Origin of the sequence: Paenibacillus abyssi (genome assembly GCF_014640295.1) — a bacterium.
Classification (GTDB): domain Bacteria; phylum Bacillota; class Bacilli; order Paenibacillales; family Paenibacillaceae; genus Paenibacillus_D; species Paenibacillus_D abyssi.
In genome coordinates, this window is sequence record NZ_BMGR01000007.1 from 161,001 (window position 1) to 173,889 (window position 12,889).

Genomic DNA, 12,889 nt, shown 5'->3' on the forward strand with positions numbered 1-12,889 from the left:
CGGTGAAATAAACGGATATATGCGAGATTATAATATTAATCCTATGCAATTGGAAGGCAATGCAGCATATTGGGTGTTAACGAGTTCAATAAAAAAAGAACAAGCGCCCCTCATGTGGATCGGCTTGTTCTTTTGTCTTCCATCGCATCATTTAACCTTCCGTAAAACCTTCTTCCCGTAAATACTCTACCGCTTCTTCACGCGTCTCGAATGCGCAATCGAGGTTATTTCCCGCATATACGTACCATAACTCGTCTTCGTATTTCAACACGAGTGATTCGTTGCCATGGCCGATCCACCGTTCCTTTTGCGCCATAACGGGCTTCACGAAGGACACCGCCGGCTGGTCGGTAAGGGAACGAATCGACCTGTCGATGAGCGAACGCAGCTGCTCGGCCGTATAGTCACGGATATTCACGAAACCTTTATCGTCGGTGGGGATATCCTGCAGTCGTCCGGCGTAGACAAAACCGTTGCCGCCCGGGTGCAAATGATAACCCACCGTTTTTTTGTCATAGGCGCTATCTTCATAATGAAAGTTCACGCGTCCAAGGGAAACATCCTTTCGCTGCAACTGGGGAAAGGATTCGAAAATCGTTAGCTTTTCTTCAAAACTGAGCATACCTGCCTCCGCTTCACGCTTGATTTTGCTAGTGATTATACCATATGGCCCCGGCGAAAACCATCTTGATGAAGGGAGATCACACGGAATCCGGGGGTACGCGTTTAGATTAGATTATTCTTATTCTTGCAAAATAGCATTGTCTAATTGTTCCTACCTCTGCTAAGGTAGAAGTAAGAAGTTGGAATTATGTAAACTTTGGGAGGGAGCACATTGACCATCATCGAGAATAAACCAACCGGATTCAGAGTATTGAAGGTAATCATGGCATTTCTGTTAGTTCTGGGTGTATCTCCGCTGTTCACAAGCCAGCCGGCAGAGGCGGAAGGGGTAACCTTTATAGATATACAGAAGCATTGGGCAAGGGATACGATCCGGTGGGCAGCCCAAAACGGTATTGTCCAAGGTTATGGAGACGGCATGTTTCGGCCGAACGGCAACGTGACGGAGCCTGAATTTTTATCCATGTTATTCAAGGCATATCCTGATATTAAATTACCTGCCGTAAATACGAAAGCGCCATGGTATGACAACCTATATCAGGCAGCTAATGAATATAATTGGCCTGTGATGCTGGACTTCAAGGGGACCCAATTCAACCGGGGACAGGTGGCGCGAATTTTGGCTGCGTCCCAAGGAAAAGTGCTGGATGTCAATTCATCGGTGCAATTTCTGCTCGACAACAAGCTGGCCAGCGGCAAAACGTCAAATACGATCAGCGGGTTTGGCGCAGATGACAAGCTGACACGGGCTGAGGCGCTTGTCTTCATCAAGAGGGCCTTGAATCAAAATTTAACGCTTGGCAAAGCGGCCGCTGTGAAGACGAATAAGGAATTTACAGTCCGCGGGCTGACAATCGGAAATACGGAACAAACGGTGCTTGCGCAGCTGGGGCAGCCGGCACGGAAAGATGTAAGTGAGTATGGCTTTACTTGGTATATCTATAACAAAGACTATGCTAATTATGTGCAGGTCGGCGTTCAAAACGGCAAAGTGGTCGCATTGTACTCCACATCCGATAACTGGTCGTCGAAGAAAGGCTTGCGCCAGGGCAGTGAATCCAGCGGGCTGAATTCGCTGTACGGCAAACCGCTTAATGGATTGCTCAAGGGAAATGTCCTTAATTTATTTGCCAAATCAAATACCGAGTACGTATTTGAGATTGACAATGCCTACACGACAATCTTCCTGGATAAGCACAATAACAATCGCGTAATGGCTGTTTATATTGTAGACAAGGCTGTGGAGGATGCGGCGAAACAGATCTACGGAACGCCGAGTCAGGCGCTGCGCCAAAGCTACGAGAGACAAGTGTTCGATCTTGCGAATGCGGCGAGGGCAAACTTCGGCAAACCGGCATTTGTATGGGATGATCTCATTGCAGGTACAGCACGCAAGCACAGCAAAGATATGGCGGTTAACCGTTACTTCGATCACAATAACTTGCGGGGCGAGAGTCCGTTCGACCGGATGGAAGCTGACGGCATCGCATTCCGAATGGCAGCGGAAAATATTGCAGCCGGCCAGCGCAATGCAATCTTTGTTCACGCCGGGTGGATGAATTCGCTCGGTCACCGCAAGAATGTACTGGGCGATACGAAAAGGCTGGGCGTAGGCGTTGAGTTTGGCGGCGAGATGAAAATCTATTACACACAAAATTTTTACACGAAGTGAACGAAACGAATCAAACAAGCACCCGGAACCGCAATGCGGCTTCAGGTGCTTGTTTTTTTGCCGTTCAGGCGCAAAAATCGGCGGTTTAAAAACAGGGGGAGTACGTATTGCCGCAGAATGTGTTATAGTAGACGCGAGTAAATAGGACCAGAGGATGGTGACAGCGATGAGAGTGGCTTTAACCGACCAGATCGATATTTCAAATGGCGCTCATATTTTATATGTCTATAATTCCTTGGAAGATTATATTGACAATGCAGCGGCGTTTATCGCGACAGGACTTGAACAAGGCCAGCATGTTGCCGTCATAGACAGTCTCGATCAATACCGTCTTATCCAAGCGAAGCTGCAAGGAGTAGTGAAGGAGGAGTTGCTTCAACGGATCCACTTCAAGGAGCAAGTCGAATTTTATCTGCAATATGGTGCTGTTCATGCCCATGCGGTGATCCGGAATATGGAGGAGCTGCTCCATCCATACCTCAGCAATGATATTTCCTTGCGTACTTGGGGACGCGTATTTTGGAAGAGCCAGGAAGATATTTATGAACAGATTATCTCTTATGAACAACATTGTGACAGCGCTATCAATGATTTCGGTGTGCTGGGGGTTTGCATATATGATGGGAAGGCCATCTCTGCCTCCATCCAGAATGAGCTGTTGAAAAGCCATGAATACTTCATGACAGATACGGAATTGGTACGCTCGAGCTTGTATGGAAAGCCGGATCGGACCGGCATCTTTCCATCCTTTTCTGTTCATAAAGAAATGCAATCGGAAGTCGATTTATATAAGCAAAAGCTTGATTTTGTGCATGTGGTCTCCCATGAAGTGCGCAATCCGTTAACGGTAATCAAGGCCTATGCAACGATGCTGCTGGGCGATAATCTGGATGGGAGAAGCATCGAAAAGCTGATAGCGATTAAAGATTATGTGGATGTCATCGATAATGAAATCACGCACATCATTAATACCGAACAGATGCTGACTACGGAATCGCTGTGGAGCAAAGCGGAGCTCGTCATTTCTCCGATTCTTGATGAGGTCGTCTCCATTATGGCAACGAAAGCCCGAACGCAAAATATTGACCTGCAAAGCAGCATCGCGTTATCGGATGAAAGGTTAATCGGCAATGCGATTGGACTGAAGCTTATTGTTTCCAATCTGCTTGGCAATGCGATCAAATACAGTGAGGAGGATCATATTGTCAGGCTGGATGCCTACAGCAGCAATGATGTTCTAACCCTGGTCATCACCGACAAGGGCATCGGAATGAGCTGTGACCAGGTACAGAAGCTGTTTCGAAAGTATGAAAAGATCAATATGGAGAAAAGCGGGCAGGGGATCGGATTGTTTATGGTTAAAAATATCGTGGATCACTTTGCAGGAGAAATTCAAATCGAGACTGCGTTGAACAAAGGCACGACTGTAACCGTCAAGCTGCCCTTGAAATGTGCGGCCGCAGGAAAACATGTATAACCCGGTTCGTGAACTTTTAGTGCAAAAGCCACTAACTGAGGATCGGGGCCGCAGCCTTCTGCCTGTCCTTTTTTGCGTTCAAAAAAAGCCAATCCCTAAGTGAGATTAGCCTTTGTGGGTGAAGACGTTCGGATCAATTGTTTTGCAAAAATGTCTGAATGAAATGAAGTGCATTCTCAGGATGCTCGGCTTCGACGCGAATGCCGGCAATCATCTCTTTGTAGATGAGGGGAAGCTTCCCGTTAAGAGAGCTTTCGGTAATATCAATGCCATAGACGCGCGGCGACGGATCGTCCTCGGTCTGCGAGGTAATCGCTATGTCCGGCGATAGCAAAGGCTTCAAAACGCCCTCGGCCGCATCGTCGAGCGGCTGCAGCAACCCTTGCCGAGACAGATTGTCAAAGCTTGCACGGTCCAGAATGTAAACATCGCGTTTTTCTGTCATGAGATTAAGGATGCTCTTCTGTAAGGAAGCCATGTCGTGCTCGTTTTGCGGTTCGATCGGAACATAAGTGATGCCCGCGATCACGCGCTGCCAATCCGGAAATAATGCCAGAATGGATTGTTCCAACGCTTGGGTTTCATTGCTGCCGTCACTCATATAATATTCGCCGTGGTACATCACAGTGACATCGGCTGGAGGCAGGGCGGCCAGACGGGCCTGCTCGGCTCTATTATCTAAGTAGCTGTTAATGCCGATAACTATAAGTATAATGAGTGCAATGGCTCCAATCAGATGAAACTTATAATAATGAAAGAAGTGGTCTGCCTTCTCGGCAAAACCGGCCATATTTTTATACTTTCCATATTTATCCGTATTAAATTCAGTTAAAGCTTTATGATCCTCATGTTCTAAAATTTGCTTGTAAGCACGGTTAACGGCTTCAAAATTAATCGGTTTGTGATTCGGGGAGCCTTGATCGTCGGGGCGTGATTCCTGGGCACGCGCTTGACGCATGAGCAACATATAACGTTTCTCAATTTCTTCCTTGGTTGCATCCTCTGGAAGGCCGAGCAAATCGTATGCTTGTTTCAAGTTGTCCATTCAATTCGTCACCTCTATTCAATTCTACTTGATCTATGGCAATTGTTCAAACAATCTGTGGACATTCATTTACGATTGCATAAAAAGGGAGGGAAATCCTATCCATTGTTGAATAATAAGTCTAACAGACCCGCTTTCGATGTGAGAGAGGAGGAAGAGATTTACGTATGAAAACAGTTACAGTACAAGAGGTGGCCAAGACGTTTTCACTGGAAATATTGGCCGGTGAAAAGAACCTGACCCGAACCATTTCCAAATCCCGGCTGTACCGCCCGGGGCTTGAATTCGTCGGCCACTTTGATTTTTTTCCGCAGGAGCATGTTCAGGTATTGGGCAAAAAGGAGATTACTTATTTACATAAATTAAGTGAAGAAGAGCGAAACCTTCGGATCGGTAATGTTGTCAAATACCACCCGCCTTGCTTTGTGGTTACCGCGAATCAAGAGGGATTGAAATATTTAAAGAAATATTGCGATGAGGAAGGCATTCCGCTGCTGCGCACGAAGCTGCCGACGTCTGAGTTTCTAGGCCGGCTGGATGCATATTTAACGAAGGCGCTCGCACCGGAGATTGCCGTTCACGGGGTGTGCCTGAATGTGTCGGGTATCGGCATTTTGCTGCGCGGCAAATCGGGTGTCGGGAAAAGCGAGACGGCACATACATTAATTAGACGCGGCCACCGGCTTGTTGCCGATGATATTGTCGTGTTGAAAAAGCTGAGTCCGCAAACTCTGCTCGGTACTCATAACGAGACCACGAAGGAATTTTTGGCTCTGCGCAGCATTGGGCTTGTTAATGTTTCCCGCCTGTACGGCAGGAAGGCATTTCAGGATGAGACCCGAATCTCGCTTGATATTGAATTAACAAAATGGCGTGAGGATGCGCTGAATAATGAACTGGAGATGAAGACGGAGTATACGGAATATATGGATGTCAGAATTCCGCATATCGAGATCCAGCTTCAGCCGGGCAGAGATGTCGCAGGTTTAATCGAGGCGGCAGCAAACAACTGGTATCTCAAGCAGCAGGGCTACAGTGCGGCGGAAGAGTTTATGAAGCGGCTCGAATCCGAATTTTAATTGACAGGGCCAACAGGACTGCCTATAATAGCTATAATCATTTTTCCAGGGGAATTATTCTAGCTATTAAGGGAGGTAGTACGATGGCACACTATTATAATGAACCTTCAAGAACGTTCAGCGAGTATTTGCTTATCCCTAATTTAACGACGAAGGATAACGTTCCGGCCAATGTGCAGCTCAAAACGCCGATTGCCAAGTTTAAGAAAGGCGAGAAATCCACGGTTGAATTGAATATTCCTTTTGCCTCGGCGGTTATGCAGGCGGTTTCCGATCATAATATGGCGGTAGCGCTAGCTCAATGCGGAGGCATTTCTTTTATTTTCGGTTCGCAATCGGTTGTAGATCAAGCGGAGATGGTGCGCAAGGCCAAGAACTATAAAGCGGGCTTCGTGGTCAGCCGTTCCAATCTCACGCCGGAGCATACGCTGCAGGATGTGCTGGATTTAAAGGATCAGAATGGGCATTCCACCGCTGCGATTACGGATGACGGTACGCCGACAGGGAAGCTGCTGGGGATTGTCACGAGCCGGGATTACCGGATCAGCAGAGATTCGCTAGGTAAAAAAGTGCGGGAATTCATGACGCCCTTCTCATCCTTAATCTACGGCAAGATGGGGATGACCTTATCGGAAGCCAATGACATGATCTGGGAGCATAAGCTGAATTGCCTGCCGATTGTGGACGAGCAGGGAAATCTTGTCCATCTCGTGTTCCGCAAGGACTATGACCGTCACAAAGAAAATCCGAATGAGCTGCTTGACCGGAATAAGAGCTATGTTGTGGGAGCCGGGATTAACAGCAAGGATTATGCAGAACGTGTTTCTGCCCTAGTTGCAGCGGGAGTGGATATTTTGTGTATCGACTCGTCGGACGGATACAGCGAGTGGCAGCGCGAAACGATCCAATTCGTGAAGAACAACTTTGACGTTCCGGTCGGAGCGGGCAATGTAGTGGACCGGGAGGGCTTCCTGTATCTGGTGGAATCCGGCGCGGATTTTGTGAAGGTGGGGATCGGCGGCGGTTCGATCTGTATTACGCGCGAGCAGAAGGGAATCGGCAGAGGGCAGGCATCTGCTCTAATCGAGGTTGCACAGGCGAGGGATGAATATTATGAGCGCACGGGCATTTATGTGCCGATCTGTTCGGATGGCGGCATCGTCCACGATTACCATATGACGCTCGCTTTGGCGATGGGCGCTAATTTTGTTATGATGGGTCGTTACTTCGCCCGCTTTGATGAAAGTCCGACGAAAAAGCTGAAGGTCGGGAACAACTACGTGAAGGAGTTCTGGGGAGAGGGCTCCAACCGTGCGCGCAACTGGGAACGGTATGATATGGGAGGCAAGCAAAGCTTGGTCTTCGAGGAAGGTGTGGATTCCTATGTTCCTTACGCCGGCGGCCTTCGTGAGAATATGGAGAAAACGCTGAGCAAGATCAAGTCAACCATGTGCAACTGCGGCTCCAATACGATCGCGGAGCTTCAAAGCAAAGCGAGAATTACGTTGGTTTCGGCAACGAGTCTTGTAGAAGGCGGAGCGCATGATGTGATCTTGAAGGAGAGCAGCCTTTCTGCAGAGTAGACGATCCCGGTATAGACGAAAGAGCGGAAATTAAAAAACAGGCATCCAAAAAAGTACTAATCGTCAAAAAGTTGGATAAAATAAAGTAACGCACTGAGCAGCCTCCTGCGTATAGCTGACCTTGCGGCCTGATGGCTGAAGGATCGAATGCAGCAAAGACGATGCTTACAAAGCTGGTTTATCGAGAACGAACGAAGTCGGATTTCCTTCAGAAATCCTGGGTAGTTGCTTACGAAGTCGGATTTCCTTCAGAAATCCTAGGTAGTTGCTTACGAAGTCGGATTTCCTTCAGAAATCCTAGGTAGTTGCTTACGAAGTCGGATTTCCTTCAGAAATCCTGGGTAGTTGCTTACGAAGTCGGATTTCCTTCAGAAATCCTGTAGGAGGGATCGTTATTTATTATTCCAAGAAAAATGTAGAGCCCATTCCAGAAGAACAAACGGCGATTTGGACATGCAGCAGCGACAGCTGTAGTTGTTGGATGAGGGATGACTTCTCCTTTCAAACGGAGCCTGTCTGCCCGATCTGCAATTCTGTTATGAGTGAAGACTCGAGACTGCTCCCTGTGCTTAAGCCTTGAATGCCTGTTTCAAATCTACGAAAGCCCGGCCCATCTGCGGCCGGGCTTTTCGCTTCTCCCTATACCCGTTTTCCTTGAAATAGTGTATGTTTAACGTAGAGAGCAAAGCTTCCGCACATTTACATAACCGGATAAATTATGGAGGACACAGAGATGATGATCAATGAGAAAATTAAAGCTTCCGAGGTTCACTTAACTGGGCTGCGGGGAGAAGATTTGGGGATTGTAGACAGGGAGGAGGCGCTGCAGCTGGCTAAGAAGCTGAAGGCGGATTTGGTCTGCACTTCGCTCATGAGCAGCCCTCCGCCTTGCAAACTGATGGCACGGGGAGCCGCGAAGCAGCAAGCCCAGCAGGAGAAGCGGGATGAGAAGAAGAAGGCTGGACCGGTCAAAGAGAAGGAAATCCGACTGACAGCCAATATTGAGCAGCATGACTATGATACGAAGCTGAGGCAGGCGGACAAGCTGCTTACAGCCGGGAATTCCGTTAAGCTTGTCATTCGTCTTCAAGGCAAGGAAGGACCGGCCGCAAAGGCAGTGCTGGAGCAATTAATCAAGGATTTGGCTGCCGTGGGCACAAAAGCCTCAGGCATCCAGTTGAGCGGAAAGCAAGCGATGGTACAGATCAACCCGCGTTAATTCATAATTTCGATTATACAGGCATAATGTTCGACAACTATAATGATCTTATAAATTGGAGAATGGAGGCGTATGCCTTGGACTCGGTCTTAAATATTGCCCATCGCGGAGCGTCAGGTTATTGCCCGGAAAACACGATAGCCGCTTTTGAAAGGAGCATCGAGCTAGGTGCTGATGCCATTGAAACGGATGTTCAAATGACCAAAGACGGTCATTTGGTCCTTATCCATGATGAGTCGCTGAAGCGGACAACAGGCTCGGCTCAATGGGTTCAGCATATTACGCTGGAACAGTTGAAAGCTCTGGATGCCGGTTCCTGGTTCGATCGGTCCTTTCACGGGGAACGTGTCCCAACGCTAGAAGAGTTGTTCGAGATTGCCAAGAGGCACCCGGTTCAGCTTAATCTTGAGCTCAAGAACGGCGTTGTGCTGTATCCCGGGATCGAGGAGGCCGTCATACGTGCCATTCGTCAATATGGGCTGAGTGACCGGATCATTATCTCCAGCTTCAACCATTATTCGCTGGTAGAGTGCAAGAGACTGGCGCCGGAGATCAGAACCGGAGCGCTTTATATGGAGGGTCTGTATCAGCCATGGGAATATGCGCAGCGGATCGGAGCGGATGCACTCCATCCCTTCCATTATGCGGTTATGCCAGAGTGGGTGAAGGAGGCGAAGGCACGGGGAATTGCTTATCACCCTTTTACCGTCAATGATCCTGAGCAGATGAAACGGCTGATCGATGCAGGGGTAGCCGGAATGATTACGGACTATCCTGACAGACTGGCTGCGCTGCTGTTGAACAAGGAGGCGAAGGAATGAAAAGGACCTGGCTGCTTGGCTTCGGATTTTTCAGCATTAGCATTACATGGGCGTTGTACAATGCTTTTGTCCCTTTCTTTCTGGATCCCTATCTGAAAAGCGCCGCGTTGATCGGGTTCATGATGACCATTGATAATTATTTTGCATTATTTCTGCAGCCATGGATCGGCAACAAAAGTGACCGCACCGTCTCGCGATTCGGCAAGCGGATGCCGTATTTGCTGATCGGCATGCCTCTGGCCGCCGTATTTATCGTTTTGATTCCTTTCCATACCAGCCTGATTACGCTCGTGTTATTTATGGTGCTCATGAACCTGGCTATGAGCATCTATCGCTCGCCCACTATTGCGCTTATGCCGGATATCACACCTGAAGCGTTCAGGACGAAAGCAAACGGCATCATTAACTTTATGGGGGGCGTTGGGGCGATTATCGCGTTTGGGGCGGGGTCGGTGCTGTATAACGCCAATCCTTCCTTTCCTTTTCTCGCGGCTTCGATCGTCACGCTGTTATCCATGCTCATTTTGTACAAATATGTACGAGAGAAGCGGGACGCCCTTATACCTGTAACAGCAGCTCCACAGCGGATTAAACTCCGCGGGGAGCTGGACCGGACTACGGTATTGCTGCTGGCGGCCATCTTCTTCTGGTTTGTCTCCTATCAAGGCGTTGAGGCGCTTTTCACCTTGTATGGCAAACATCACATGGGATTGGAAGAAAGCGTCTCCGCCTTCTCTTTAACCTTCTTTTCCTTGTTCTTCGTCTTGTTTGCAATCCCAAGCGGCTGGCTGGGCAACCGGTACGGCAAGAAAAAAATGATCCTGATCGGAATCATCGGGTTATTCCTCGTATTCGCTGCGATTCCGCTTATAGACACCGTCTTGCTGCTGCGTGTCATGCTTGGACTTGGAGGGATCTGCTGGGCATGCATCAACATCAATTCCTATCCGTTCGTTGTGTCAATCGGAAGCGAGCGCAGCATCGGTACGAGAACGGGATTATATTATTTGGTCTCCTCGCTGGCGGCCATTTCCTCGCCGCCGCTGCTGGGCTTAATGATTGACCAGTTTGGTTATGGCTCGTTATTTATCTGTGCATCGGGAGGCATGCTGCTCGCACTGCTGTTCCTGCTGCTCGTGAAGCATGATGGCAAGACTGTTCAAGCCGCGCCGGAAGTAACGCAGCATACAGGCGGCTAGGTTTTTAACGGGTTGTTTTCAAGCTGCAGTAACAAAAGCATAGAGAAAAAAGCCTTCCTTACGGATGGCTTTTTTGTGTGTCAATTATGTTATGAAGATCCGATCGGGAGCGATCGTTCATCAACAGCTCAGGCCGTCAGAGTCATTTTAGATGCTCTTTATCTGCGGTGATTCGGGAAATTGCAGTGATTGCTCCATATCGGAGACATCGCAGGCCAGATGGCCGATTCCTTTGATCATTGCTGTTCCTCCTTGGTGAATTGGATCAGATTTCAAACAGCTGGAGCAGCACCACGCCGAGCATTGCTGCAGTCATTCCTGCAAGCTCGACCTTCTTGAATTGGTCTTTTAGAAAAATGCGGCTGTATAACAGGATGATGACTACACTCATCGCAACTACGGCCGATACCAGTCCGGTGATACCGGTTGCAAAAGCGGTGACGATAAAAATCATGCCCAGTGCATTCGCTGTGCCGACCAGCATACCGCAGATAAACGTTTGCTTCTCCGTCCATCCCTTCTTGCCGGCTTGGCTGTGCTCGGCTTGTGTCTGCTCCTGCGCGCTTTTTCCTTTGCTCCGGTCTACTAACCAGCCGATGCAGAAGAAGATAGAGCCTGTCAGGAACATGACGAACAGGGTCGGAAACAGATCGGCATCGAGCTTGGTCGACAGCTTGCCCGAGATATCGTTCAATCCGAAAAACAGCATCGCCAGCAGGCCCCATTGCGCTCCCTGCAGGTTGCCAAGCCGCAGGTCATTCGAATACCGGACGAGCAGGATGCCTGCTACGATCAGCGCAAATGCGGAAAACTGCATCAATGTTAATGTTTCATGCCAAATGAGATAGCCGAGAATGATGACGACGACAGGCGGAAGGCCGGTAAGTATGGCGACGATCGAGGCTTTACCTACCGCAAATCCTTTGAAAATACAAGCGTTTGCAGCGTATGAGAATACACCCATTAAGATTCCGGTCAGCACGCTGTACGTCCACTGCTGTTGAAACAGCAAGGCGCAGGTCAGACAGACGAGTGCGCCGGTACAAAAGACGCCCAGAAGCATCAGATTGCGTTCAAGCCCTTGCTTGGAGGCCCAGTGATACAGGGCGCCGCGGACTCCGAAACATAGTGCTGCTAGAGATGCGTAGAGTAGCCACATATAGTTGAGTTGCACCTTCCTTCTTCTCCCTATCCTAAGGAGTATTGGGTTGATGTGTCAAGAGTTGGAAATGACACTGCCGATGAATTATCCATGCGAGAACCGCTGCCGGTATTTGCGCGGGGGAATGCCTTCGTGCTTGGAAAAGCTGGAGCTGAAGTAAGCGGCTTGATTAAAGCCGACCTCCTCCGCGATCCGGGAGATGGTCAGATCCGTCTGCAGCAGCAGAAGCTTGGCTTGTTCGATGCGGTAGCGCAGCAAGTATTCGGAAGGCGAACACCCGAATGCGCCCTGCATGCACCTGGCGATGTAAACCGGATGAAAGTTCAGGTGATCGCCCAGCTGCTGCGCGGTTAATTTCTCTTTGTAATGCTGTCTTAAATAAGCGGCCGCTTGCTCGGCGCACGCAGCAGAAGGAGAAGGCAGGGGTCTCTCGACAGATGCAGACAAATGCTGCAGAACCTCTTGAAAGATTATCTGTTGTTTCCACCGCGCGCCGGCTGACAGGTCTTTTTGAAGCAGCAGCTCAAGCTGGCGCAGCAGCTCGTATAATTTGCCGGGCTGCAGCAGCTTTGTGAATTGGGGCAGCCGAGTTGTAAACGTTTGGGTGGTGTGGGCATTGGACAATGGCGATGCTGCGGGTTCTGCCCAAGCTTGATAATCGGATAATGCAGCGGTGCTCCATGGACCTGTCGTCTGAAAATGAAGCCAGAAATAGCCGGTGTCCTCCTGGCATTCGCGTGTTGCATAATGAAAGCTGTCCGGTCTTAATATGAGCGCGTGGCCTGGTAAAACTTCATAATGCCGGTCTTCTTCGCCCATATATAAACAGCCTGATGTGACGGCCAGCAGGTCGAATACTTGGATGTTTTTGCGGCTGGGATGCCTGCGGCCGGCCGGCGCAACCGTAAATCCGCCGATCATGTAATGTGGAAGAGGCGGTACCGTGAACTGCAGTAGTGTCATGCCATCACCTGCTTTGATCATTAAATTAGGTTGGAATAGTGAAAG

General features: G+C 49.1%; 12 protein-coding genes. 8 read left to right on the forward strand and 4 right to left on the reverse strand.

Features of this window, described 5'->3' with window-relative positions; genetic code table 11:
• Nucleotides 1–151: 151 nt before the first annotated feature.
• Nucleotides 152–622 (reverse strand): hypothetical protein, encoded by a 471-nt coding sequence (locus IEW11_RS12050; RefSeq protein ID WP_188531311.1) that lies wholly within the window; start codon nt 620–622, stop codon nt 152–154.
• 213 nt (nt 623–835) lie between these two features.
• On the opposite strand from IEW11_RS12050, the gene IEW11_RS12055 reads away from it, so the two are divergent.
• Both IEW11_RS12055 and IEW11_RS12060 read left to right on the forward strand, forming a co-directional pair.
• Nucleotides 836–2,296: a CAP-associated domain-containing protein gene (locus IEW11_RS12055; RefSeq protein ID WP_229725199.1), complete on the forward strand. Its 1,461-nt coding sequence runs from the start codon at nt 836–838 to the stop codon at nt 2,294–2,296.
• A 166-nt stretch (nt 2,297–2,462) separates the two neighbouring features.
• The gene (locus IEW11_RS12060) at nt 2,463–3,773 is read left to right on the forward strand and encodes an MEDS domain-containing protein (protein ID WP_188531312.1); all 1,311 of its coding nucleotides are present in this window, start codon (nt 2,463–2,465) and stop codon (nt 3,771–3,773) included.
• A 133-nt stretch (nt 3,774–3,906) separates the two neighbouring features.
• Here the strand turns inward: IEW11_RS12060 and IEW11_RS12065 are convergent, their stop codons facing one another.
• Nucleotides 3,907–4,818, reverse strand: coding sequence for a J domain-containing protein (locus tag IEW11_RS12065; RefSeq protein ID WP_188531313.1), 912 nt, complete (start codon nt 4,816–4,818; stop codon nt 3,907–3,909).
• Between the two features lie 167 nt (nt 4,819–4,985).
• Between IEW11_RS12065 and hprK the strand changes: the two genes are divergently transcribed.
• From hprK to IEW11_RS12095, 6 genes are all read left to right on the forward strand, one after another.
• On the forward strand, nt 4,986–5,897 hold the full coding sequence (hprK, locus tag IEW11_RS12070; protein WP_188531314.1) for an HPr(Ser) kinase/phosphatase: 912 nt from the start codon (nt 4,986–4,988) through the stop codon (nt 5,895–5,897).
• An 83-nt stretch (nt 5,898–5,980) separates the two neighbouring features.
• Nucleotides 5,981–7,480, forward strand: a complete 1,500-nt coding sequence (locus IEW11_RS12075) for an IMP dehydrogenase (protein ID WP_188531315.1) — start codon at nt 5,981–5,983, stop codon at nt 7,478–7,480.
• A 394-nt stretch (nt 7,481–7,874) separates the two neighbouring features.
• Complete coding sequence (locus IEW11_RS12080) at nt 7,875–8,060, forward strand: cold-shock protein (protein ID WP_188531430.1); 186 nt, start codon at nt 7,875–7,877, stop codon at nt 8,058–8,060.
• A gap of 153 nt (nt 8,061–8,213) precedes the next feature.
• On the forward strand, nt 8,214–8,699 hold the full coding sequence (gene infC, locus IEW11_RS12085) for a translation initiation factor IF-3 (protein WP_188531316.1): 486 nt from the start codon (nt 8,214–8,216) through the stop codon (nt 8,697–8,699).
• Between the two features lie 77 nt (nt 8,700–8,776).
• Nucleotides 8,777–9,520, forward strand: a complete 744-nt coding sequence (locus IEW11_RS12090; RefSeq protein WP_188531317.1) for a glycerophosphodiester phosphodiesterase — start codon at nt 8,777–8,779, stop codon at nt 9,518–9,520.
• A complete protein-coding gene (locus IEW11_RS12095) occupies nt 9,517–10,719 on the forward strand; it encodes an SLC45 family MFS transporter (protein ID WP_188531318.1) in 1,203 nt (400 codons plus the stop codon). Before IEW11_RS12090 ends, IEW11_RS12095 begins: the two co-directional genes overlap by 4 nt.
• Before the next feature lie 265 nt (nt 10,720–10,984).
• On the opposite strand, the gene IEW11_RS12100 is transcribed toward IEW11_RS12095, so the two are convergent.
• Together IEW11_RS12100 and IEW11_RS12105 are read right to left on the reverse strand one after the other, a co-directional pair.
• Complete coding sequence (locus IEW11_RS12100; RefSeq protein WP_229725201.1) at nt 10,985–11,893, reverse strand: DMT family transporter; 909 nt, start codon at nt 11,891–11,893, stop codon at nt 10,985–10,987.
• A 72-nt stretch (nt 11,894–11,965) separates the two neighbouring features.
• Nucleotides 11,966–12,844 carry a helix-turn-helix transcriptional regulator gene (locus IEW11_RS12105; protein WP_188531319.1) on the reverse strand — a complete coding sequence of 293 codons (879 nt, stop codon included), beginning with the start codon at nt 12,842–12,844 and terminating at the stop codon, nt 11,966–11,968.
• Nucleotides 12,845–12,889 lie beyond the last annotated feature (45 nt).